The 22,681-nt window shown below is 59.1% G+C and carries 20 protein-coding genes; 3 read left to right on the forward strand and 17 right to left on the reverse strand.

The features are described 5' to 3' along the window. Positions 1-6 precede the first annotated feature (6 nt). From ACEN2T_RS22040 to tssA, 16 genes are read right to left on the reverse strand one after another with little or no spacing between them, the layout of a single operon-like run. Positions 7-849: a serine/threonine-protein kinase gene (locus tag ACEN2T_RS22040; RefSeq protein ID WP_339481668.1), complete on the reverse strand. Its 843-nt coding sequence runs from the start codon at positions 847-849 to the stop codon at positions 7-9. Then, a complete protein-coding gene (locus ACEN2T_RS22045) occupies positions 846-1,568 on the reverse strand; it encodes a PP2C family protein-serine/threonine phosphatase (RefSeq protein WP_081797690.1) in 723 nt (240 codons plus the stop codon). The genes ACEN2T_RS22040 and ACEN2T_RS22045 overlap by 4 nt, the downstream gene beginning before the upstream one ends. Next, complete coding sequence (tssM, locus tag ACEN2T_RS22050; RefSeq protein ID WP_442117535.1) at positions 1,565-4,942, reverse strand: type VI secretion system membrane subunit TssM; 3,378 nt, start codon at positions 4,940-4,942, stop codon at positions 1,565-1,567. Before tssM ends, ACEN2T_RS22045 begins: the two co-directional genes overlap by 4 nt. 15 nt (positions 4,943-4,957) lie before the next feature. Beyond that, positions 4,958-5,821 carry a type IVB secretion system protein IcmH/DotU gene (icmH, locus tag ACEN2T_RS22055; protein WP_442117536.1) on the reverse strand — a complete coding sequence of 288 codons (864 nt, stop codon included), beginning with the start codon at positions 5,819-5,821 and terminating at the stop codon, positions 4,958-4,960. A 5-nt stretch (positions 5,822-5,826) separates the two neighbouring features. After that, positions 5,827-7,155: a type VI secretion system baseplate subunit TssK gene (gene tssK, locus ACEN2T_RS22060; RefSeq protein ID WP_442117537.1), complete on the reverse strand. Its 1,329-nt coding sequence runs from the start codon at positions 7,153-7,155 to the stop codon at positions 5,827-5,829. A gap of 11 nt (positions 7,156-7,166) precedes the next feature. Next, the gene (gene tssJ / locus ACEN2T_RS22065) at positions 7,167-7,643 is read right to left on the reverse strand and encodes a type VI secretion system lipoprotein TssJ (protein WP_442117538.1); all 477 of its coding nucleotides are present in this window, start codon (positions 7,641-7,643) and stop codon (positions 7,167-7,169) included. A 5-nt stretch (positions 7,644-7,648) separates the two neighbouring features. Further along, positions 7,649-8,833 (reverse strand): type VI secretion system-associated FHA domain protein TagH, encoded by a 1,185-nt coding sequence (gene tagH, locus ACEN2T_RS22070; RefSeq protein WP_442117539.1) that lies wholly within the window; start codon positions 8,831-8,833, stop codon positions 7,649-7,651. A gap of 16 nt (positions 8,834-8,849) precedes the next feature. Next, positions 8,850-8,981, reverse strand: coding sequence for a type VI secretion protein (locus ACEN2T_RS22075; protein ID WP_081797692.1), 132 nt, complete (start codon positions 8,979-8,981; stop codon positions 8,850-8,852). Between the two features lie 59 nt (positions 8,982-9,040). Continuing rightward, positions 9,041-10,573, reverse strand: coding sequence for a sigma-54 interaction domain-containing protein (locus ACEN2T_RS22080; protein ID WP_442117540.1), 1,533 nt, complete (start codon positions 10,571-10,573; stop codon positions 9,041-9,043). Beyond that, entirely contained in the window at positions 10,570-13,008 is a 2,439-nt protein-coding gene (locus tag ACEN2T_RS22085) for an AAA family ATPase (RefSeq protein ID WP_442117541.1), read from the reverse strand. The genes ACEN2T_RS22080 and ACEN2T_RS22085 overlap by 4 nt, the downstream gene beginning before the upstream one ends. 9 nt (positions 13,009-13,017) lie before the next feature. Then, on the reverse strand, positions 13,018-14,025 hold the full coding sequence (gene tssG / locus ACEN2T_RS22090) for a type VI secretion system baseplate subunit TssG (RefSeq protein ID WP_442117542.1): 1,008 nt from the start codon (positions 14,023-14,025) through the stop codon (positions 13,018-13,020). Then, positions 13,989-15,776: a type VI secretion system baseplate subunit TssF gene (gene tssF, locus ACEN2T_RS22095; RefSeq protein WP_442117543.1), complete on the reverse strand. Its 1,788-nt coding sequence runs from the start codon at positions 15,774-15,776 to the stop codon at positions 13,989-13,991. The genes tssG and tssF overlap by 37 nt, the downstream gene beginning before the upstream one ends. Beyond that, a complete protein-coding gene (gene tssE / locus ACEN2T_RS22100) occupies positions 15,766-16,185 on the reverse strand; it encodes a type VI secretion system baseplate subunit TssE (protein ID WP_032886526.1) in 420 nt (139 codons plus the stop codon). The genes tssF and tssE overlap by 11 nt, the downstream gene beginning before the upstream one ends. Then, positions 16,182-17,657 (reverse strand): type VI secretion system contractile sheath large subunit, encoded by a 1,476-nt coding sequence (gene tssC, locus ACEN2T_RS22105; protein WP_442117544.1) that lies wholly within the window; start codon positions 17,655-17,657, stop codon positions 16,182-16,184. Before tssC ends, tssE begins: the two co-directional genes overlap by 4 nt. A 28-nt stretch (positions 17,658-17,685) precedes the next feature. Continuing rightward, positions 17,686-18,183 carry a type VI secretion system contractile sheath small subunit gene (tssB, locus tag ACEN2T_RS22110; protein WP_032886528.1) on the reverse strand — a complete coding sequence of 166 codons (498 nt, stop codon included), beginning with the start codon at positions 18,181-18,183 and terminating at the stop codon, positions 17,686-17,688. 29 nt (positions 18,184-18,212) lie between these two features. Next, entirely contained in the window at positions 18,213-19,760 is a 1,548-nt protein-coding gene (gene tssA / locus ACEN2T_RS22115; protein WP_442117545.1) for a type VI secretion system protein TssA, read from the reverse strand. Positions 19,761-20,236: 476 nt separating this feature from the next. On the opposite strand from tssA, the gene ACEN2T_RS22120 reads away from it, so the two are divergent. Next, positions 20,237-20,752 (forward strand): Hcp family type VI secretion system effector, encoded by a 516-nt coding sequence (locus ACEN2T_RS22120; RefSeq protein ID WP_032886529.1) that lies wholly within the window; start codon positions 20,237-20,239, stop codon positions 20,750-20,752. A gap of 53 nt (positions 20,753-20,805) precedes the next feature. Here ACEN2T_RS22120 and ACEN2T_RS22125 read toward each other — a convergent pair whose 3' ends face one another. Beyond that, the gene (locus ACEN2T_RS22125) at positions 20,806-21,627 is read right to left on the reverse strand and encodes an aldo/keto reductase (RefSeq protein WP_032886530.1); all 822 of its coding nucleotides are present in this window, start codon (positions 21,625-21,627) and stop codon (positions 20,806-20,808) included. Positions 21,628-21,733: 106 nt separating this feature from the next. Between ACEN2T_RS22125 and ACEN2T_RS22130 the strand changes: the two genes are divergently transcribed. Both ACEN2T_RS22130 and ACEN2T_RS22135 read left to right on the forward strand, forming a co-directional pair. Further along, positions 21,734-22,228 (forward strand): DUF1543 domain-containing protein, encoded by a 495-nt coding sequence (locus ACEN2T_RS22130; protein ID WP_032886531.1) that lies wholly within the window; start codon positions 21,734-21,736, stop codon positions 22,226-22,228. Between the two features lie 89 nt (positions 22,229-22,317). Continuing rightward, positions 22,318-22,599, forward strand: coding sequence for a peptidylprolyl isomerase (locus ACEN2T_RS22135; RefSeq protein WP_005788801.1), 282 nt, complete (start codon positions 22,318-22,320; stop codon positions 22,597-22,599). Positions 22,600-22,681 lie beyond the last annotated feature (82 nt).

Here is a 22,681-nt window from a genome sequence, read left to right on the forward strand (position 1 = left end):
CGCCCACTAAAACAACCAGTGGCGTCGCCGTCCATTTATCGCTTCGCACAATTCTTCGGCCGAAAGGGTGCGTCGTTCAGGGTCCACCTCCAACGCAGAACGCAACGCGGACCAGCACTGGCGGGGCAGTTGTCGTGGCCTCGGCAATGGCTTATTCAACTGCCCCTTGCCGGGGCGGTTTCCCTGGGCGAGTTCATAGATCACACAGGCCGCGCCATACAGATCGGCCCTGGGAGACAGGCGCCCGCCCGCCATCAATTCCGGTGCCGCATACGCCGGCGTCCAGGCGTTTAAGCGGCTGCGACTCAAGCCAGGCAAACCTGCGGCCTGCTGTGCCTCGCCATGCCCCAAACCAAAATCAAACAACTGCACACCCTGCTCGCCCACCATGATATTGGCGGGCTTCACGTCGCCATGCAGAACGCCCTGCTGGTGGGCATACGCCAGCGCATCCAAGAGTTGCATTGCGATGGGTTTCAGCTCCCTCCATGGCAATCCATCAGGGCACTCCTTGAGCAGCCGGTCCAGGGTCATACCGGTGAGCAACTCCATGGTGAAGAATGCAACCTGGCGCGGGGTGTCAACCTCGAAGGAAAACGTTCTGACCACATGATCGTGGCGCAGGCTTCGGGTCAGGGCGAACTCGCTGTACAGCAATACATGGCCGTCGGGGGATTCGGCGAGCGTATCGCCCAGCAGCTTCAGCGCCACCCATGCGTTGGGCTCGCCGAACGCCTCGTGCAGCAGATCACGGGCGCGGTAAACCACGCCCATCCCGCCTGTGCCCAATTCGCGTTCGAGGTGATAGCGTCCTGCAAGCAGGTTCGGCGGGCCGGTGACTGCACTCATGGCTGAACCACCACGGCCGTCAGGTCATCCCGCGCGGCCCCTCGCATCACGTTGGTAAATAAGCGATCCACCACCTGCAAGGGTGTCCCCACACTCAGGGCACTGCCCAGTTCGCCGTGGCTGAGTCCCTGATACAAACCATCGCTGCACAACAAAAATACATCCCCCGGCTGGATACTGAGTTCCAGCACTGCCAGGCTCAGTGGCTGTCGGCCGCCAATGGCACGGGTCAACGCCTTGGCATCCGGATGGGCCTGGGCCTGCTCCAGGCTCAACTGCTGCTTGTCCATCAGGTGCTGCCACAGCGAGTGGTCCCGCGACAGTTGGTACAACCGCTGTCCCCGCCACAGATAGCAACGGCTATCCCCGACCCAAATGCACGCGGCGCGATTGCCCTCGCGCAGTAGCACCACCACGGTGCTGCCCATGATGCCCTCGGCGGCTTGCTTTATTGCTTGCCCCATTTCACTGTCGAGCGATCGCAAACACCGCCGCACGGCCTCGACCCGTTCGTCAAAGCTGCCCTGATCAGGTAACGAAGCCAGGCTGCTGATTACCCAGCGGCTGGCCACATCCCCAGCCTGATGACCACCCATACCGTCGGCTACTGCCCAACACCCCCGCTGGGGGCAGTCGAGAAACGCGTCCTCGTTGCGCAAACGCGCCTTGCCGCGGGCCGTTCGCCCAGCACTGTATCCCGCGGTATGTGCCTGGTTCACAGTTGCTCCGGCAAGCGGAATGTGCGCCAGTTCGCCATTTGAAACGGACCGAGACTGCGCTGACTGCTGAGCAGGAAGTTGGCGCGCATGCCATCGAGTTCGGCCTTGATAAGCTGTGCGCCCTGACCAATTGCTGGCTCACTTTGCATCAGCTCGAAAAATCGAAACAACGACCAGGGGCCCGCGTTTTTTTCAATCCCCAACGGCCGCTGCACACCCCTCTCCAGTACCAGGCTGCTACGGCCATTATCCGTCTCGCCCGGCCACTGGAACGCCATAGGCACAATCGGACCATGACGGTATTCAAGGTGTTGATCCCCAATGCTCAAGACGGCACGGCTGACTGCCTGATCAAGGCTATAGGGAGCCAGCGTGAACCGCACCGCCCAGTCCCCCTGATCTTCGGTGAAGAAGCCCTGGCGGATCATCTGGGCTCTGGTCAGTTGGTCCAACAGTGAGCGCGACAGCCCCAGGCTACGGCCATCGAGTCCCCGTAGGCGATAGCGACTGCCCTCGGCACTGACAAAGGAGCGCAGGTAGCTTTCATAAAAGCTCGCCATGGCGCCCTGGGGTTTGAAAAACGCCTGAAAATCGCCAAGGGCGACATCACTGGTGGCAGTGGCATCGAACGGATACCGATGCTGGATCGCCTTGGTGTAAAAACCATAGACCTCACTTTGGTAGCGCTGATTGATATACACATAGGCATCGTCGAGCAGTAGTCGCCAGCTGTCATCGGCAATGCCTTCAAACCAGCCTTTGAGCGGCAGCGGCAAGCGCGCAGCAGCATCACGCAGGCTACCCAACAACGGCTGTTGCCCTTCCATACGCTGCCTGACCATCGTAAATACCGCCTGCTCCGGCACGCCTTCGCGGTTCAGGGCCGCCAGTTGCAGATGCCATCCATCGAGCAGCCGCAAAGCCTGCGTCAGCTCAACGCCGGGGTTTTGTTCCGCATCCAGCAATTGATGCAGAGGTTCGAAACGACGCTGCAGCGCGCGTCGGGCAGAGTCAGGTGCAGCCTGCCCCTGCAGTTGGCTGAGCAACACACTGGAAGCGGAAGTCTCCACATCCAAGACCTGTTGGGTAACGGCCTCAAGGCGATCAGTGGCCGAGAGCAAGCGCGTATTTTCCCGAACCTGTTGCAACAGTTGCACCAACGGCGACTGCGCTGACGCCAGGCTGGCAAGCCCGTCCGCATGCTGCCTCAGGCTGTTACTTTCCTGCAGACGAACTTGGCCAAGGGCCTCACTCCACGTATCAGCGTACTCACTGAAATAGCGCTGCTCCAGCTCCAGCATCAAACGCCGCAAATCCAGTGCACTCAGATCTGCGCCCTCCCCGATGACCCAATTATCCTGAGCGATGGAGTTAACCAGCCGCGGGCCTTGCCTTTCAAAATACTGCACATACCGTTTGGTGTAGAAGCCGGGTATGGGCTGCTCGGCAGTGACAAAACCCCGTCCCTCGGCCAGGCGAAGCGGCTCGAGACTTCGCGCCTGGTCACGCAGCACCCGGTAGACCACGCCTGCCAAGGATTCACCACGCAACTCCTGGCGAGCCTCAGCAACCAGTTCAACGTCCGAGGACGTCTCGAACGACAGCCCCAGTAATCGTGCAAGGTGTTCATTCAACCGATTCTGCGTCGCAGCATCACCGGCATAACGCACCGACCAATGACCGGCTACACGCTGCGCCAGCCAACCGTTATCGCGACGCTCACGCAGACTGAGCATCAGGTAAGCCCGTAGGCTATCCAGCAGTTCCTCGCGGTCGCCAAGACTGGCTCGCACCTGTTCTTCCAGCATCGAGGAGACCAGAGGCAGCAACTGCTCACGCAGTGAATCTTCATAGGCACTCACCAGCAGCGGCCGACTCAGCTCCCCTTGATACAACCCCCCGCGCTCGACCAATCGAGCGTCCGCCAACGCGGGAAATACCTGGGTAGCGGCCAAGCGAGCATCTAACAGCGGCAGCCGCGCCAGGGTAACGTCCAACTCTGGCACGGCGGGCGGCTGTGGTTTGCTCAGTTGAGCCAGTTGCATCAAGCGTTGGTGGTTGACCGAATAGCTGTAGGCCCACAGCCCTCCCGCGCCGAGAATAGCCAGGGAAGCCGCCACCGCCAGCAACCCTTGATGTCGACGGATACGCTGTCGCTCTGGAGTATGCAGTCCCGCAAGATTGGCCTCGGCAAAAATCACCCGGTTGAACAGGCCCTGTACAAAGTGGGAACGTCTGTCAGCCGTCTGCGCACACGTCAGGTAAAACCCGCGCAAACCGTTAATACGCTGGAAGCGGTGGGCAGAGAACGCAGACTCCACAAACAGGCACAAACGCTCACCGATTTGCGCGACCTGCCGCGGAAAGTCGAGCATCTGGCCGCGACGCTCTGCGTTTCGCTCCTGGTGCAAACGCGGGATCAACTCTGCGGCGAGGCGTTGCAGCAACGCCTCGAACGCTTCACGGACCTGTGTAATGTCAGCACCGGCCGGGCCTGTCACCAAACGCTCTCCCAGCAGAGAGTCGGCACTGTCGCCCTGTGCCGCATCAAAGAATTCCACAAAGCCTGGCAGTCGGTCAGCGTGGGTCAACACCAAGTAAATCGGCACATCCACATGCAGCGTCTGCTGGATGTCCTGCAACCGCGTATGTACGTTTCGCGCATGCAAGTCCAGATCGCGTTCATTGCTGCCAAGCAGCGTCTCCACCGCCAGGGTCACGATCACGCCATTGAGCGGACGTGCCCTGCGCCGGACTTTGAGCAGGCCTAGAAACGTCGACCACCCTGCCCCGTCGACGGCGCTGTCCGGTTGAGCCAGGTAGCGCCCCGCACTCTCGATGAGTACGGCATCGTCGGCCAGATACCAATCAAAATACTGCGTCGCGCCAGGGGTTTTAATCCCCTCGCCTCGATCAAGCGCAAAGTGCGATCCGCAGGCAGCCAACAGGCGAGTCTTGCCGCTGCCCTGCTGACCGATCAACAGATACCACGGCAAGTCGCTGCGCCAACGCTCACTGCGTTCACCGTAGCGACGCGAAGTTTTCAGCGTGTGCAACGCCTCCTTGAAGCGCCCTCTTACCTGCTTCTGCTCGTCCTCGACCAACCCCAGGCGCTCATGACGCTCCTGGTGTGCAGGCTGGTTAAGTCGTGCGGAACGGCGCGCGCCCACCATGACCATCGCTAGCCCCCACAGCAGGAACAATCCACTGATGGTCAACAGCCGAGCCGGAGCGCCTTGCCAGAACCGGTGATCATCCACCGCCAGCAACGGCCCAAAAAACCATACGAGCAGCGCGCTGCACAACACGATCAACAGGCTCCAGACCCAACTTTTGCGCAGCACTGTGCCCACGCCCATGAAGAATGCGTTCATTCATTACTCCCAGCGTTACAAGGGCGACCGTGTCTGATCCGGCGCCAACATTTGAAAGGGTTGCAGCACTGTCATGCGTTCATTAGCCAATGCCCATGCAAACGCCAAGTACATAGCCAGCACACAGCCGAGGGTGAAGACGACGAACCCGGTAACGGAAATTATGCGCAGCCGTGCACTAGGTGCCCGTCCCAAGGGAGCGGGAGAAGACATCAGCGGGCGCTCACCACGCACATGCCTGATTTGTCGGTACAAACCATCTCGTACCGTTTCCAGCTGCATCCCTCCTCGCTCCATGATGCGGTATTTACCTTCGAAACCCAGTGACAGGCACAGGTACATCAGCTCCAGCAACGCCAGGTGCTTGACGGGGTCGCGGGATAAGCGCTCCAGTAGCCGGAAAAACTTTTCGCCACCGAAGGTTTCGTTGTGAAAGCGGCTCAGCAGGCTGGTCTTCGACCAGTCACTTCGACTGCCCCACGCTGTAGTGACCACCGCCTCGTCTATAACACTGCACAGCACATAGCGCGCCGACATGACCTGGGAAGCCTCTACGCCCTGGTGCAAGGCATGCGTTTCAAACGCGGTAATCCCCGACGACAAGCGATCGTTGAGGGTCTGCAAGCTTTCCCGGCCGGTGCTGCCCTTGAGCTGGACGACCTGCGACAAGAGTTCCCAGGCGGCGGCCACTAGGGCGTTGGGGCCGAGATTAAAGCTCTGTGCTCCTTGCAGACCGGCGGTGTAGATCATCCGGTCCTCCAACTGCTCAAAGCGCGGAGGTGATGGGAAGTCCGTCACCGTCGCCTGGGCGGGCGCGCGACCATCGAGGTCAAGCAGAACGGTTTTTTCGTCCTGCGGGTATTCGCTGTCCATCGTCATGGCATTCAGTTCCTGATGGCCCAGAAGTTGAGTTCGAGCCCGGCGAACTCGCCGCTGGCGTGGAAGGCAAAACCACCCGATTGCTCCAACTGCGCGATGTCTCGGGCACTGAGTTCGAGCATGAAATAGGTCTTGCCGGCATGAAACGGAATCTGTCGAGGCGCCACCGGCAGTGGCTTGACCTTGATACCGGCGAGGTGCAGGTTGACCAGCTCGCGGATGCGCTCCACGGAGCCAATTTTCAGGTGTGCCGGCAGGCGGTGGCGCAGTTCTTCGGAGTCGCACTGCGCCGTTGCCGCCAAAATGAAGGTCGCGCTGCCCAGCAATTTGAGGTCACTCACCGGGCACACCAGCACCCCATACTGCCGCTGTTCCAATGGCAACTCGATGGCATGTTGCTCCAGCACCAACGACAGCACTGCACGGATGCCGTCCATCAACCCGCGAAAACTCGCCCCCTGCTCACCATGCTTGTAACGACTTTCCACCGTGGGGCGCTTGTTATCGGTGGAGAACGTGGACAACTCGCCCAGCATCGACAGCAACACCCGGTACAGAGCCTCCGGACGCACTTGGCCCTGACTCAAAAAGTGGCGCAACACCAACTCGGTACGGTTGATCAATTGCAGCATGAGAAAGTCGCCAATCTGAGCGCCCTCCGATCCGCCCCCGCCCCTGATCCTCTCGGCAATCGCATCGCCTCGGGTGGTGAGCAGACTGATGACCTCCTTGAGGCATGACGAGACATAGCCAGAGCTTTGCAGATAGATAAACGTCGGTACAAAATCCGCGCCCAGCCGCACACCTCCCTCGCCCGTCGAGTCCAGCACTTGGGCGACCTGCAGTTTCACATGCAGCGCGTCAGCGGGTTGCTCGCCTAACAGCAATCTTAGGTCCGGGTGTGCACAGTTGATCTGGCAACGGGACTCAACACCGGCATTGGAATCGCTGATCTGCGCTGCGCAACTGACGTAGCGAGCCAGCACATCGCTTTGCTCTCGCTGGCGCACCTCGACCTGATTGCCGATGGCCAATGGCAAAGCCAAATACACAGCCTGCCCACTGGTGTTGGCAGGGACCTGCAACACCAGGGGTTCCATTGCGTTGTTCAGTTCGAAAAAGCTGCCATCGGGAAATACACCGCTGGCCTGGTTGACGACCACTTTGCCCAAATTGAGGTATTGCACATCGACGTCAAGGGTCAGGAACCCCCAGCCATCAATTCCCAGCAAGCGGGTGCGGTTGAGCTGCTCGCGGTAGTAGCGGTCGTTGTGCTGCAAGTGTTGCGGGCGAAGCAGCATGCCCTCCTGCCAGACGACTTTATGAACCTGCATCTCTGATCCTCCTACCTTGGGGCTTGAGGGGTAACGACGCGAACCCCGGACTCGTCGAGCATCAGCTCAACACGCGTCAATCGTTGCTGGGCTATGGGCAGCACAAGCCGCCATTGCACATGGGGAAGGTCCCGATAGGCAGCCAGCACCCCGACATAACGGCTCTGTGGCTCAACACTGAGCTTGAACGCCAGTTGCTCACCGGGGCGCAGCTCCAACTCCTCGCCGTTTACCCAGTCCTTGGGCAACGCCTGCGCGGCGCGGTTATAGAGGGTGAAGAAGTCAGCATGTTCAAACGCTACGGGGTGTCGCAGCTCAAGCAGGCGCACGACGACAGGAGAAGGACGGCCATGAAGATCGGGATTGACGCCTTCACTTGCCGTCAACGTCAGGTCCACCTTGGTCAGGGTCGAAAAAGGTGACAGGCTGGCGCAACCGGCCAGCAGGCTCAGTGCGATCAGTATTGATACAACGGTGGCTCGATACATGAAGGTCATCCCGGATAAGTCGTGTGCAAAGTAGCGACCAGGCGCACCTGCTCTTCGTAGGCGTTGGAAAACTCGTTACGCAACAGATGTTCGCCCGAGGTTTGCTCATTGATCAGGCTCCGGTAATGGCGTTGGTAAGCCCGCCAATGAGATCCATCCGTTGAGAACCTGGCCGGTGTGCTCTGGCGCTCGAAGCACAGCAACAGATGGCTGGGTGCAAATGCCGCAACCGCGCCGCGCATTGCGGCACGGCAGGCAACGACCAAGGCCAGTTGGTGGACTTGCATATCCCGGAACGCCTGGGCGACTGCTACCTCAGCAGGTAACTGCCCCAACTCGCCGGGGCCCAACAGTGCGGTCAAGGCTGACTGGGTATCGGCGCACTCATTCAAGGGGTTGTAGCGCTTGAGCGCAGGCGAGGTCCGGCCCAGATCCAACTCTGCGTTCAACTCATCGCGAGTCCGCAGACTCTGCTGCAGACCTTCGATGGTTTGCCTGAAAAGACCCGCCACCTTCAGCGCGACGGCCTCGCACGCCGGTGGATCGAGCGCATCCAGCTGCATGCCCAAAGCCTCGGCGAATTGGGACCAGAAGGGGTCACGGGCGGGTGCAGCAACCTGCTCGGCTGGAGTCAAGACCTCATCCGCCAATGGCCCACTCCATCTGGGCACGATCAAGTGATCCTGCTCGACGGCGCCGTGAAAAAGTGCACCGTTCGCTTGCTCGGCCAAGGGCTTTGACACCTCCAGCCCCTCGGTTAAATCGCCATACAGTGCTTCACAATCCAGCGCGTGCAAGGGGTCCAGCACCAAAAAGGCATCGTCAGGAATCCTGTCGGTGCGGAACAACGGCTGCTGGCCCATTTGTGCCCCCCGGGCCATCAACCGCGCACGGATTTGCACCGCGCCCAATTGGTAGACATCGCCCTCGCTGATCAGTCGTGCTTGCCCTTTGCCCAAACGCTCCGTACTGCCCGACACGCCAATGCCGTTACTGCTGATATCCGTTAAGAAATACTGCCCCTCCCGGTAACTGACCAGACCGTGATGACTGGAAAGCAACCGACTGGCGTCGGGAATGACCCAGTCACAACCCGCCCCGCGGCCGATCACACCGCCAACGCCATCAAATGTTTTGACGCAAGCAGGCTCACCGCTTTCGGCATTACACACCTCAAACACTAATTGCATGGCAAGGCTTCCCTGTTCAATCGCTGCGACGGGTCGCCTGGGGATCACCCAGCGGACGGTAGTCAGCATCATCAAAAACGTAATTGGCGTTGCAGCCGCTCAACAAACACAGGACAAGCCCCAAGGCTTTCCACGTACGAAGAGGCATCAGGTATCTCCAATGAAAGTAAGGCTGGCCACTAAGAGTGAGGTCTGTATGTGCATGAATCAGCCTCCCCCTCGAACGTCGCCAACAGGGATTTTCAAGCGTGTAAGGCGGTAGAGCAGCGTGCGGCGAGCGACACCCAATTCACGTGCCGTGCGGGTCCGATTGCCACGATTCTTGTGCAGGCAGTCGATCAGGAATGCCCGTTCAACCTGCTCCAGGCGCTGGCGCAATGTTGCGTCAACGGGAGTAGCGCTCGACGCGGACGACAGCGATAGGTGCTCCGGCAGCACCACTCCGTCGTCACAGAGCAGCACCGCGCGTTCCACCAGGCATTTGAGCTCACGAACATTGCCGGGAAAAGCGTGGCACGACAGTTGATCCAAGGCGGCAGCAGACCATTGCACCGATGTGCGACCCAGTGCCGAACAGGCCGATTGGGCGAACTGTCGCGCCAACAGCAACACATCGCCGTCCCGCTCACGCAAGGCCGGTAATTCGATCGGGAACTGCGCCAGTCGGTAATACAAGTCCTCGCGAAACGTACCGTCGGCCACCATTGCACTGAGGTCGCGATGGGTCGCAGCGATAATCCGCACATCGACCTTATGGGCCGCACAGGCTCCCAGCGGGCGGACCTCGCCTTCTTGCAGCACCCGTAGCAGCTTGGCCTGGAGCGACAAGGGCATATCGCCGATTTCGTCCAAGAGCAATGTGCCGCCATTGGCGGCGTCAAATAGCCCGACGTGGTTACGTTCCGCACCTGTAAAGGCGCCTTTGCGATAGCCGAACAGCTCGCTTTCCAGCAGCCCCTCGGGAAACGCCGCACAGTTCTGCACCACAAATGCTTTGCTACCGCGCGGCCCAGAGGTATGGATGGCCCGGGCCACCACTTCTTTTCCGGTTCCGGTCTCCCCGCGCAGAAGCACTGTGTAGGGAGCATTCAGCACCTTACCGATCAGACGGTAGGTTTCGTCCATGGCTGTGCTGTTGCCGGTCAGCCCATAGGTCACACGAGCGGTGGGTGCGCAGCCTTTGGCCCGGGAAGTGATGTTCGCAGGACGCCCCCGTCGCAACAAAGCCCGTTGACTCAAGGCGAAGCTACCCAATTGACTTAACGACGGGCCGTAGTTCTGCAGCCATCTCGGCTGCCGGCTGGCGCACAGCAGTAGACCCGCGACCGCGTTGTGGCGACCGACCAGCGGAACGCATAACAGTGAGCGCCACGGCACTGTTGTCGCCGGTAAAAACCCGCTCTCATACACGCTGTCTTCCAGGTTCTCCAGGCTCAGGGAACAGCAACGACTGAGGACGTAATGCAACAGTTGCTGATGCTGAAAGTCGGGACCGCAAGCGAGGTCGCCCGGGGGCAGCGCGCCGGGCAAATGCTGGGCAATCAGATCGAGTCGACCTGTGCTCTCGTCACACCCGTACAACTGGCTGAGTTCGCATTGACTCAGTTGCGCTGCCGCTGCAACACACAGGTCTGGCAACGTTGACTCGTCACTGTCGATACCCATTCGGGTGAACCAGGCCAATAACGACTCGGCATAGGCCAGCGGCTCGGGTAGCTGGGCAAACCCACTGTTGGTCATAGGCTGAACTCGCAGATCGGCTGCCCGTCACCATCCAGACTGGCATGCACCAGCGATAGGGACTCACCCTTGGCCATCGCCCCCAAAAGCCGATCGACTATCTGCGGCAGCAGATGAATCTCGATCCAGTGATCGATGTACCGCGCACCACTGTCGCTATGGGTGCATCGCTCGGCCATGTGAGTGACGAGTTCTGTCGTATAGCTCAATGCCAACTTGCGCGACTGCAACCTTCGCCCAAGACGGTCCAGCTTGACTCTGGCCAGGTCATGCAGCACCGCACCCACAACCGGGTAATAAGGCACGACCCGCATCCGGGCGAGCAGTGCCGGTTTGAAGTAGTCGCGCAACGCGGGGCGGATTGCGTCTTGCAGCACCTGGGTGTCAGGTCGCAGACCTCCAGCGCATACGTCGACGATGCACTCGCTGCCCAGGTTGGAGGTCATCAGGATCAGCGTATTGCGAAAATCGATTTCCCGGCCCTCTCCATCATTGGCCAGCCCCTTGTCGAAGATCTGATAGAACAGGTTCAACACTTCCGGGTCGGCCTTTTCGACTTCGTCGAGCAATACCACCGAATAGGGTCGCTGACGCACAGCCTCGGTCAACACACCCCCCTCGCCATACCCGACATAACCGGGTGGTGCGCCAATCAGCCGGGACAGGGCATGTTTTTCCTGAAATTCCGACATATTGAGGGTGGTAACAAAACGCTCACCGCCATACAGCAAATCGCCCAGCGCCAAGGCCGTTTCGGTTTTGCCCACGCCACTTGGGCCGACCAACAAAAATACACCGACCGGCGCTTCGGCCTTGTTCAGCCCGGCCGCCACGGCACGCAAGTTGCGGTCGAGCGCCTGTATGGCGGGTTCCTGGCCGAGAATGCGCGAGCGCAGAGCATCGGCAACCCCCAGCACCGATTCACTGTGTTCAAAGGACAACTGCTCAACGGGAATACCCGTCCATGCGCCGATAACCTGTGCCACCCGTCGCGGGCAAACGTGCACCTGGTCCGCCAGCACCCGTTGTTCGAACCAGTGCTGTTCCAAACGTTGACGCTCACTCTCGATAGCCGCCAATCGCAGGTTCAATGCGTGCACAGCCTGCTCATCCACCGCAAGCCCTGCGTCTCTGTCTCGACTCAGCGCGTCCCGTTGCCGCGAGCCTTCAGCCTGTTCGGTGCATAAACGCTCTAATGCCTCTGGCATCGTTACCTGACTGATGCGCGCACGGGCACAGGCGGTGTCCAGCACATCCACGGCCTTGTCGGGCAGCTGACGCCCTGCCAGGTAGCGTGCGCTCATTTGCGCCGCCGCCACGACCGCATCGTCACGGATGTACACCCCATGGCTGGCTTCATACGCCGGAACCAGACCACGCAGGATCGAAATCGCCTGCTCCACGCTGGGCTCACCGACCAGCACAGGCTGGAAACGCCGCGCCAGGGCAGGATCTTTTTCGAAGTACTTCTTGTATTCGGACCAAGTAGTGGCCGCCAGGGTGCGCAATTCGCCCCGGGCCAGGGCTGGCTTGAGCAGGTTGGCTGCGTCGCCGGCTCCCGACTGGGCGCCCGCGCCCACCAAGGTGTGCGCTTCATCGATAAACAGAATCACCGGTTGGGGCGACGCATTGACTTCGTCGATCACGCCCTTGAGCCGTCGTTCGAATTCGCCCTTGATGCTGGCACCCGCTTGCAGCAAACCCATGTCCAGGGTCAGCACCCGCACATTCTGGAGCGGCTCCGGTACTTGTGAACTGGCGATGCGCAACGCAAGACCTTCGACAACAGCGGTCTTGCCTACCCCTGCCTCCCCCACAAGGATCGGATTGTTTTTGCGTCGACGCATGAGGATGTCGATCAGCTGACGAATCTCGCCATCACGACACAGCACCGGGTCGATACGCCCTTCGCGCGCCTGGCGTGTCAGGTCATGGGTGAAACGTGCCAGCCATGAATCGTCGCTTGCGGCGGGGATGATGTCCGGGCGCTGGCTCAGCACGAAGCCCTTTACGCGCTGTGCATCCAAACGGCTCAACAACGCGTAATAGCGACTGCCTGCGTGTTGCAACGGGTGATGCAACAGCGCCAGTAACAGCGCGCCGTGGTCCACTTCGGTTTGGCGCAACTCCAGATGAGCAACCAACAATGCCTGCTGCAACCATTGCACGAGGGCTTGGGCAAACACCGGGTTACGCGAAGCACTTCCCTCCCCCTTGGGCTGCAGCGTTGCTTGCAGCGTCTGCGCTTCGATCCCCGCGTCGGCCAAGGCTCTCATTAAAAGGCCGTCGCGATGTTCCAGCTGGGCCAATAGCAAGTCTTCTATAAGCACTTCCCTGCCACCACGCGCCACACAACGCTCAGCCGAGCGCTCCAAGTCTTGGCGGACCGCAGGCGTCAACGTTCGGATAAGTTGTTGCAGGTCTACATTCATCATCAAGAGCCCCTAGTGAGCGTTGTTGGCCACGATGACCACACCGTCGGCGCATTCGTGTGCCAGCCAACTGGTCCAACCCAGCCTGCAGACGTTGTGTTCACCCACGTGCAACGGCCTGATGGACTCCTTGTCCAGCACCAGGCGCAGGTCGTAATCCAGCGGGTCGCGAGCGGTCAGTCGAACCAACCCACACAGCAGCGGATAGTCCGCACCCGTCGGCAAAAAACCATGGAACTGCTGCCAATCCAGGCCCTGTACATGCACCCTGAACTTGCCACTGCAGTCGGCGACCCGGTCTCCCAAAACCTGGTCGGTGCCCAGCACGCTGTTGGCAACACCCAACTGGTTCAACTGCGCGGGAGTAATGACCACCGAGCGTTCGACCCACTGCTCAATAAACACGCGGTCGTGCTTGAAGTAGTAACGCAGCACTGTCTCGATTACCGCCGCCGAATGCGCCCGCAGACTAAGCAGACCCAGGTAGGGCAACAGCCGCTTGCAGTCCAACTGCGCTGCAGTGCGCAGCTGCCGGCCCTTCAACCCAATCAACGCAAACATCTGCTCGGAAAACGCGTCACGGGCCTGCGCCTGGAAGCTCACCTGGTAACGGTATTTGCGCCAGATCGGCAGCATCAGCCGTTGCAGACGATGGTGAAACAGGTCCAGAAAATCGCGAGTGGCGTGTCCGCTCGCCTCATCGGCAAACGCCTGCTCGCCGTAAAACGCCGGCAAGGGCGACCCAGCGCCACACAGCCCCAGAACGTTGAGGCGAAGACGCGCACGCAATTGACCGTGTTCAACAAAAAACTCCACCCGATCGATGTCGTGACCGGGAAAACCAAGACCTGGGTTGGCCTGAAACTCCAACCTGTCATAGAGCGCGTCGTCATCCAGCAACGGATGGGCGTCGCGCAGGCGCTTGATCACCTGCAAAATCGCCTGGAACAGCGAATATTCGCGGATCGCACTGCACAGTTCCTTCAAAGCAGGGGCTGCTGCCCCATCCGGGGTGGCCATAGGTACACATCTCCTTGTGTGCTGATGACACGTAGTTCGTGGTAGGCATTGAGGCTTGCGTAAAGCGCGAAGAACTCGTTCAGCACCGAGGCGAACACAAACGCTTCGCCCCTCCCGAGGAAGCCTTCGAAATCAATGCTCAGGTCAATCTGCAAGCCACGAAATGGCATTCCGCGGTACAAACGATCGACCGGCCTATGACTGATGGAGCGCAACGCACCTAACCTTCTCTGGCTGACCTTTTGCGCGTGCCGGTCGTGGTAACGCGGCACGTCGTAGGTTTGCAGGAGCACCTTGAACGCGTTGATATCGGTCAGTGACAAATAGTTGAGCGACATGTTGCTGATCAGTCGCCAGAGAAAATCCTGGTCAAGGGGCGGCGCAAAACTCGCGGTCGGCGCGCAGATATTGCGAAACGACAACCCCTCCGGCGTCTGCTCACAGGGTTGATTGATGTCACCTGCCTGCAATTGCCGAGGCAGGTTGTGATTGGTACATGTCAGCTCGATCGACAGCGTTTCCTGGGCATGCACCTGCCCATTTCCAAACGTCAGCCAAGTATCGAGCCCTGTGTGGTGCGCCGACGCGCGCTGCCGAATGCTGTAGCTGGTGGGGGGCGCCGAAGCGTCGATATCGCCATCATGCTCGAAGGTTTCAAACGGGACGTACGCTTGATACCCCAACCCGCCAGGGCGCCAACCCATGACCTTATCTACGGAAAACACACAAGCATTTTCCCGCGCGTACTCTCCAGGAATCAGCAGGTACTCATCCTGCTTGCCGTCCAGGCGTATCGGAACTGCATCATGTTTGAATAGGTTGACGATGGGCGTGCAGTACAGCTTCACGTTGCTCAAAGTGGGGCACTCGGTGGTCTGGCAGCCCACGCGCAACGTGAAGCACACTTGAATGCTGCAGATTTGCTTGAGTTGGTCCTGGGGCAACCGCTGCAGCACATCCAGCCCATTTACATCGACGAACAGATACTTTTCAGGAAAGGAGAAATACTCCTGCAAGTGGCGATACCCACTAAACGTAGTGTGCGGATAGGGCATCAGCGCATGCTCCTCGGCGAACCCCACCGGTTTTACCTGCTCAGCGTCGAGTCGCAACAACAGGGACTTGCCATCAGCCGCGCTCACAGCTCGTCCATCGCAGTCCAGTGGTCGTAACTCGATACCTTCAAGCTCGCGCAATAGGCTCAGATATAACCCTTGGCTGATGTAGCGATCTCCCGCCAGATGCAGACGTAATTGGTCGAACTCACATTCGCTGAAATTGCCTCCGGCACTCATGTCGAGGCGCAGGCTCATCAACGCCTGTTCGCCTTGGACGCAATACTCCAATGCGCTCAGTTGCAACGGCAGGATGCGGGTGTCGTAACAGGTCCGAAAGCGACAGCGTTCGCCATTCACCGCACCGCTTTCGACTGGCGTATCCCGTGCGACCATCACCCCGACGCCCGTATGCTTCAGCGGGTCAAACTGCAAAATGCTGAACGCAGGTATCGGCCGCATATAGTTGGGCCACAGCAAATGCATCAACGAGTGCGTCAGCTCTGGCAACTCGTCATCCAATTTCTGGCGCAAGCGACCGGTGAGAAAGGCAAAACCTTCCAGCAATCGCTCCACATCCGGATCCTGGCCAGCCTCCCCTAGAAAGGGCGCCAGCGCGGGATTTCGCTCGGAGAAACGCCGCCCGAGCAGACGCAACGCACTGAGTTCACTTTGGTAATACTGGTTAAAGGACATCAGGCAAGACCTCAACCTGTCCCGCATCCCGCAGGCGCGCGGTGAACACCACAGGTTGCGTCACCCCGTCGATAGAGAGCGTGGCGTCGATGGCAAACGCCAGGGCCAAAGCGTCGTGACCTCGGGGTAACGACCTCACGCGGACTTGTTTCAAGCGTGGTTCGTAGGCGCGGATAAACCGCTCGATCAATAAGCGCGACTGGCTCAAGGACTCATGCAGACTCTGGTTCATGTCATTGAGGTCCGGCATTCCGTAGTCCGGCAGTGTCTGCACACTGCCTGCGCGGATGCTGAGCATTTTTCCCAGGTGAGCTGCGACAGACCTCACGCCACAGGCTGAATGCTCAGCTGGATACCCAAGTCGCTCAAACAGACTTCGGTTGCGGGTCACCCCTTGGCCCCTGCTCATTCTTTATCGAGCTTGCCGACCAGGGACAGCGTGAAGTCAGCCCCCATGTATTTGAAGTGCGGTCGTACGCTCAGACTGACCCGGTACCAACCAGGCTCACCCTCAACGTCACTGACCACGATGCGCGCCGCACGCAATGGCCGCCGCCCACGCACTTCGGCACTGGGGTTGTCCTGGTCTGCGACGTACTGGCGAATCCACTTGTTGAGCTCCAGCTCAAGGTCGGTACGCTCCTTCCACGACCCCAGTTGCTCCCGTTGCAGGACCTTGAGGTAATGGGCCAGACGATTGACCACCATCATGTAGGGCAACTGAGTGCCCAGGCGGTAATTCAACTCCGCTTCCTTGCCCTCGGCACTGATGCCGAAACTCTTGGGCTTTTGTACCGAACTGGCGGAGAAAAACGCGGCATTGTCACTGCCCTTGCGCATCGTCAAGGCAATGAAGCCCTCTTGTGCCAGTTCATATTCGCGGCGGTCGGACACCAGTACTTCAGTGGGAATCTTGGTTTCGATTTCGCCCATGCTGTGGAAGTGATGCAAAGGTAAGTCTTCCACTGCACCGCCGCTTTGCGGACCGATGATGTTAGGGCACCAACGAAACCGCGCGAAACTGTCGGTCAAGCGTGTGGCAAAGGTGTAGGCGGTGTTACCCCATAGGTAGTGCTCGTGGCTGTTCACCACGGTTTCCCGGTAGGCAAAAGTCTTGACCGGGCATTCAAGGGGATCGTAAGGCGTTCGCAGCAGAAAACGCGGCACAGTCAGACCGATATATCGGGCGTCTTCGCTCTGGCGGAAGCTTTGCCATTTGGTGAATTGAGGGCCCTGGAAATGATCCCTGAGATCCTTCAGATCAGGTAAGTCGGTGAAGCTTTCCAAACCGAAAAAACCCGGCCCGGCGGCAGCGATAAAAGGTGCATGGGCCATGCAAGCCACACTGGAGGCGTATTGCATCAACTTCACATCAGGGGCACTGGGCGACAGAAAGTAGTCGGCGATGATCGCGCCCACCGGCTGGCCGCCGAACTGACCGTATTCCGCACTGTAGACATGCTTATAGAGCCCTGACTGAGTCACCTCTGGCGAGTCTTCGAAATCATCCAGCAGGTCTTGCCGCGAGACATTCAGCAGTTCGATCTTGATGTTTTCTCGAAAGTTGGTGCGTTCGACCAACAGCTGCAGGCCTTTCCAGGAGGATTCCAGCGCCTGGAAACTTGGGTGGTGAAGAATCTCATCCATTTGCCGACTGAGCTTTTCGTCAATCTCGGCAATCATCCGGTCAACCAGACGCTTCTTGACCGGTTCACCGCTGTTCTGCGGCTTGATCAGTTCTTCGATAAAGGCCGAGACCCCACGCTTTGCAATGCCGTAGGCCTCGTCGTCCGCACTCAACAGAGTCTGAGCGATGATGTTGTCGAGGATGCTGCACTCATCAGTGCTGTGTACAGGTATCGGAGTGTGTTGAGTCGTCATGGCACCAGTGTCCTTTTACTGAGAAATATCAGGCGATTTGGCTGTTCAGGCCCAACTCTGCCAATACCCGGGCACGGGAGTCGTCATCGGCCAGAGCCTGTTCGATGGCTTTACGAAAGCTCGGCGTGTTGCCCAGCGGTCCCTTCAACGCCATCAACGCCTCACGCAGGGCCATCAGCTTGTGTAACTCGGGGATCTGCTCCACCAGGTTTGCGGGGTTGAAATCCTTCATCGAATTAATGCGTACCTGGATGGCGAGTTCTTCAACTTCGGCGCACTCCTGGAGACGGTTGGGTACATTCAGCGTGAGGCTCAGCGCCTGTTTGGCCAGCACCTCATCAAGGGTGTTCTTGTCGATGGCGATGGGTTTGCGATCTTCGAGCTTGCGCAGGTCCTCACGCTGGGTGAAGTCCCCCAGCACCAGCAGTTTCAACGGCAGCTCGACTTCTTCCTGAGCACCACCGATGGCGGGTTTGAAGGTGATATTGATGCGTTCCTTGGGTGCTACCGAACCTTCTTTGGCCATGGTATTTCTCCTTTTTTTGGCTCGTGAGCCTATTCAAGTACCGCTTCAAGATCGAAGAGGCACAGCCTGCGGTGGGTGTCTTCCTTGCGCTCGCGCACGGCATGGTTTTGCGGCATCAGGTCGCAGCAGCGATGCAAGAGTTGGGTGACTTGAAACGCCAGCTCCGGTTCCCAGCGCTCCAGGCCCGAGCGTTGCAGCTCGACATCCAAATGTTCGAGCAGGATCTTCGCCAGTTCATGCTTGCCCGCGTGGACACATAAACGCGCCTGGGCCAGGCGCCAGTAAAAGCGTGCTCGATCACTGCGGGCGGCGTGCAAGCCTTGCTTGAGTTGTTGCACGGCGGCCTTGAGTCCCTCTTTGCCCAGCCGAGGCAATACATCCTGCAAAGCGATCTCCCAGGGCTCGGCATCGGCCACCACACCGGGCACTTCAGGCGCTTGCAGGTGATGGGAAACATGCAGTGCGATCCAGTCGCGAGTACTGCTGCTGGCAAAAGGAGCGCCATCGTGAAAACGAAACGCCGGTAAGTCCGGCAAGCGTTGCAGCAACAGGGCAAAGCTCACTTCCAGTTCGGTCATGGCCTGCTTCGCCTGCTGAGCCTCCAGGCATTGCCAGATCATGTGCAGCCCGTCGAACCAGAACATGGCACCAGAGAAGCAAGCCTCAAGTTCAACCAGCAGATCGGCGTGATGCCCCTGGCAAAACCGCTCCTGATAGCGTTTGAGCGTGTCGCAGGGCGGCGCGTACAGCGCGGTGACGCGCTCATTGTTGGCGTCCGGATAGCGGACGATGGCCAGCCATGCCAGCGTTCGGCTCAGGTGCAAGGCCCGCAAGTCGGTAGCGTTGTGGCGCAACCACCAGGTACACAACGGACGGGCTTGTTCTTGCAAGGCACGCAACAATTTATGCGCGTCCTTTTCGTTGTTGACCGTCAGTTCGGTTTTCGACAACGGGATGGTGGCCTGTTTGACGTGTGCAATCACGGCACTCACCCCTGTGACGGCGGGATGACCCTGCGCCGCAAGCTCCATCCGCTGGTCCAGTTGCCTGCGAATAGGTAGCAAGAGCGGCGCGCCCTCGCCCAAATGGGCAGTCCAGAGCTCATCAAGGCGGGAGAGTTGTTCCAGCAACGCTCGGAATAACGGCTGCTGGTCCTGAAGCGAAAGGCTTTGAACAAGCAGTGTCTCAAGGCGCAAGACCAACCAGCCGAACGCCGCGCTGCGGGTGCGCAGCTTTTGTGGGTGCACCGTGGACCAATGATGCTCACAGAGATGACGCAGCAACCCGAGCCCTGCCAGCAGACCGGCAAAGGATTCGCGCTGGTACAGCGCCCACGTCAGCCAGACAGCCACGCGCAGATCTTTGGACTGCTCACGCAGCAGGCATTCGCTGATGTTCAGAGTCTTTTGCCAGTCCGGCTGGCCAGCGCCATGAATGGACTGCATCTTTCCCAGTTCAGACTCCAGGGCTTCATACTCACTCGAATACCGTATATCACCGCCAGCAAAACTTGTTTGCGAACAGGGTAGTTTGGCAAGTTCAAGATAATGAACGCAGAGTTTATCCGAGTATCCCATTTAGGACCGCACGCAATTAATCAAGGTACGAACAACAAACCAAGCAAACTTAAAATTCGCAACAGAATGTCATCTTGGCTTCGCTCGACTCGCCACGAAGTTCGCAAACCTTAGCCATGCCAATAACATTCAGCAAGCAATAACCACATACTTAAGACTTGTCCTACGGGCGACGTAAACTAAGGCATATGCCAGATATTGCGCAATAAAACCAGCCTATCGAATCGAATATCAGCGAAAATCAATTGCCAGGCGCCCTATCGGCACGAGCAATTAAATGCGCACTTATGCGCAATTAATACCCGACAAACCGCCTCCAAACCCTCAATAACTTTCTACATGCCGCGCAGACACTCAACGGACACCAAGTACTTATTGGTTCCCACACTTTCAGGCACGTTTCTTGTTATAGGCATTTCTCCAACCGGCGCAGTCGCCGGTGTGAACGATCTTTCAATCAGGCAAGGAAACCCGTCATGCCAACACCCGCGTATCTCTCTATCACCGGCGTCAAACAGGGTTTGATTACGGCAGGCACATTTACTCAGGACTCTGTAGGCAACACTTATCAGCAGGGCCATGCAGACCAGATCCTGGTCCAGGCCTTTTCCCACCAAGTAGTCGTTCCGCGGGACCCACAGTCCGGTCAACCAACCGGCCAGAGGGTTCACAAACCGCTGATGATCAGTAAGGTCTTCGATAAGTCATCACCACTCCTGTTCAGCGCCTTGACCAGCGGTGAGCAGGTCACGTGCCGCCTGGAATGGATGCGCAGCACATCTGCCGGAGCACAGGAGCACTACTTCACCATCGAACTGGAAGGGGCAACCATCGTGGACATCCAATCACGCATGCCCAACTGCCAGGACCCGAGCAATGCCCACTTCACACACTTGGAGGACGTGTACTTCACCTATCGCAAGATCGTATGGACCCACGAAGTGTCCGGCACGTCCGGGTCGGATGACTGGCGCAGCCCGGTAGCCGGTTAACCCGGCCCCACGCAGGAACGGGCGCCAGGGACGGCGCCGTTTCTGCCAGCGGGTTAGACCATCGCCAGCGGATGCTTGCGCTTGGGCGCACCGAAGACGCGGTCGATGGCGTCTAGGTCATGCTCATCGAGCACCAGTTTGGCGGCGGCTGCGTTCAGTCGCACGTGCTCCGGCGACACAGCCTTGGGAATGGCGATCACGCCCTCTTGGCGCAACACCCAGGCCAGGGCGACCTGCGCCGGTGTGACCTCATGACGATGGGCGATCTGCTTGAGCGTCGCGCTGGACAGTAACTCACCGCCTTGCGCGATCGGGCAGTACGCCATCAAGGGCAAGTGATGTTGTTGCCACCAGGGCAGCAGATCGAACTCGATGCCGCGCTCTTCGATGTTGTAGAGCACCTGATTGGTCGCACAGGCTGGGGAGGCAAGCTCCTGCAGGTCTGCGACGTCGAAGTTGGAGACACCCCAACGACCGATCTTGCCGGCTTCGCGCAGACGCTCGAAGGCTTCAACGGTTTCTTCAAGCGGGTATTGGCCACGCCAGTGCAGCAAGTACAGATCGATGTAGTCAGTGCCCAGCCGCTGGAGGCTGGCTTCGCAGGCCCGCGGCACACCCTTGTGGCTGGCATTGTGCGGGTAGACTTTGCTCACGAGGAACACCTGGTCACGTTTACCGCGAATAGCTTCGCCAACCACTGTTTCGGCGCCGCCCTCGCCGTACATTTCGGCGGTATCGATCAGGGTCATGCCCTCGTCGATCCCCAGTTGCAACGCCGCGACTTCGGCGCGGTGCTGGTCCGGGTTTTCGCCCATGCGCCAGGTTCCCTGGCCGATGACAGGGACGGGAACGCCGGCCAGATCAATAGTACGCATGACAACCTCCTGATGAGTTCGCGGGTTAACAGTGTGGCATTGGTCGGACAAAAGGGTTCAATCGAAGTATGGTTGCCCTTTGCCAAGTCGCGAGGAAAGACCCGCAATGCTGTTTATCGTGATGCTCGGGGGCAAGCACCCCAGGGCGAAAATCGAAGTTCACGATGTGGTGTTCGCCGCTGCGGATACGCTGGAAGCCACTTACCCGCAATTGCGCGACGGTTGGTTTGGCAGCCCCAAGGGCGTGCATATCGATTCCTGGATGGCCGTGGATGGCGTCGACGGCTGGAAGGTCGAACTCAGCCACCTGGCGCCCCAGGCCGGCGCCCATCACTTGTACTTCATCAACCTTGGCGGGTACGAAGCGAACACCTTTGGCGAGGCCCATCATTACCTGCTGGTGGTCGCGCGCAACAAACAGGAAGCCACCCGCATGGGCAAGCAACAGATGCTGGGGCATTGGTCACAGGGTCACACCGACGGCGTGCTGGATATCGATGACTGCCTGCCCATCGATCTGGTCGACGGGCGCTACCTGCACCTCGTCCAGGCACCACACCGGGCAATCCTGCAGCGCAACGACTATATCGTGCTGCCCTGAGACCGGCCGATCAAATACCGGGAACTTTGCCAGGAAATAACCGCCTGAATCCGGTACGCTCACCCTTTTTACTCAAGGAGTTACTCCCCATGGCCAAAGCCACCGCCCGTCACATCCTCGTTTCCACTGAAGACAAGTGCAACGAACTCAAGGCCCAAATCGAAGGCGGCGCCGATTTCGCAGAAATCGCCAAAGCCAACTCCAGCTGCCCATCCAGCCGTCAAGGCGGCGACCTGGGTTCGTTCGGTCCAGGCCAAATGGTTAAAGAATTCGACACCGTAGTTTTCAGCGCCCCGGTCAACACCGTGCAAGGCCCGGTGAAAACCCAGTTCGGCTACCACCTGCTGGAAGTCACCAGCCGCCAGGACTGATCCAGTCCACGCTGATGCTACAAACAACGGCCCGCCTTTTGGTGGGCCGTTGTGCATGTGATGACTGGCGACGCTGATGCCG

Origin of the sequence: Pseudomonas sp. W22_MBD1_FP4 (assembly GCF_052113765.1) — a bacterium.
Taxonomy (GTDB): domain Bacteria; phylum Pseudomonadota; class Gammaproteobacteria; order Pseudomonadales; family Pseudomonadaceae; genus Aquipseudomonas; species Aquipseudomonas sivasensis.

Excerpts from the sequence above, each read along its gene's own strand:
- ACEN2T_RS22040 (WP_339481668.1), bottom strand. The coding sequence starts at position 849 with ATGAGTGCAGTCACCGGCCCGCCGAACCTGCTTGCAGGACGCTATCAC.
- ACEN2T_RS22085 (WP_442117541.1), bottom strand. The coding sequence starts at position 13,008 with ATGATGAATGTAGACCTGCAACAACTTATCCGAACGTTGACGCCTGCG.
- ACEN2T_RS22125 (WP_032886530.1), bottom strand. The coding sequence starts at position 21,627 with ATGCGTACTATTGATCTGGCCGGCGTTCCCGTCCCTGTCATCGGCCAG.
- tssM (WP_442117535.1), bottom strand. The coding sequence starts at position 4,942 with ATGAACGCATTCTTCATGGGCGTGGGCACAGTGCTGCGCAAAAGTTGG.
- ACEN2T_RS22130 (WP_032886531.1), top strand. The coding sequence starts at position 21,734 with ATGCTGTTTATCGTGATGCTCGGGGGCAAGCACCCCAGGGCGAAAATC.
- tssC (WP_442117544.1), bottom strand. The coding sequence starts at position 17,657 with ATGACGACTCAACACACTCCGATACCTGTACACAGCACTGATGAGTGC.
- ACEN2T_RS22120 (WP_032886529.1), top strand. The coding sequence starts at position 20,237 with ATGCCAACACCCGCGTATCTCTCTATCACCGGCGTCAAACAGGGTTTG.
- tssJ (WP_442117538.1), bottom strand. The coding sequence starts at position 7,643 with ATGTATCGAGCCACCGTTGTATCAATACTGATCGCACTGAGCCTGCTG.
- ACEN2T_RS22135 (WP_005788801.1), top strand. The coding sequence starts at position 22,318 with ATGGCCAAAGCCACCGCCCGTCACATCCTCGTTTCCACTGAAGACAAG.
- ACEN2T_RS22075 (WP_081797692.1), bottom strand. The coding sequence starts at position 8,981 with ATGCCTCTTCGTACGTGGAAAGCCTTGGGGCTTGTCCTGTGTTTGTTG.
- tssF (WP_442117543.1), bottom strand. The coding sequence starts at position 15,776 with ATGTCCTTTAACCAGTATTACCAAAGTGAACTCAGTGCGTTGCGTCTG.
- tssB (WP_032886528.1), bottom strand. The coding sequence starts at position 18,183 with ATGGCCAAAGAAGGTTCGGTAGCACCCAAGGAACGCATCAATATCACC.
- tssA (WP_442117545.1), bottom strand. The coding sequence starts at position 19,760 with ATGGGATACTCGGATAAACTCTGCGTTCATTATCTTGAACTTGCCAAA.
- tagH (WP_442117539.1), bottom strand. The coding sequence starts at position 8,833 with ATGCAATTAGTGTTTGAGGTGTGTAATGCCGAAAGCGGTGAGCCTGCT.
- ACEN2T_RS22080 (WP_442117540.1), bottom strand. The coding sequence starts at position 10,573 with ATGACCAACAGTGGGTTTGCCCAGCTACCCGAGCCGCTGGCCTATGCC.
- tssE (WP_032886526.1), bottom strand. The coding sequence starts at position 16,185 with ATGAGCAGGGGCCAAGGGGTGACCCGCAACCGAAGTCTGTTTGAGCGA.
- tssG (WP_442117542.1), bottom strand. The coding sequence starts at position 14,025 with ATGGCCACCCCGGATGGGGCAGCAGCCCCTGCTTTGAAGGAACTGTGC.
- icmH (WP_442117536.1), bottom strand. The coding sequence starts at position 5,821 with ATGACGATGGACAGCGAATACCCGCAGGACGAAAAAACCGTTCTGCTT.
- tssK (WP_442117537.1), bottom strand. The coding sequence starts at position 7,155 with ATGCAGGTTCATAAAGTCGTCTGGCAGGAGGGCATGCTGCTTCGCCCG.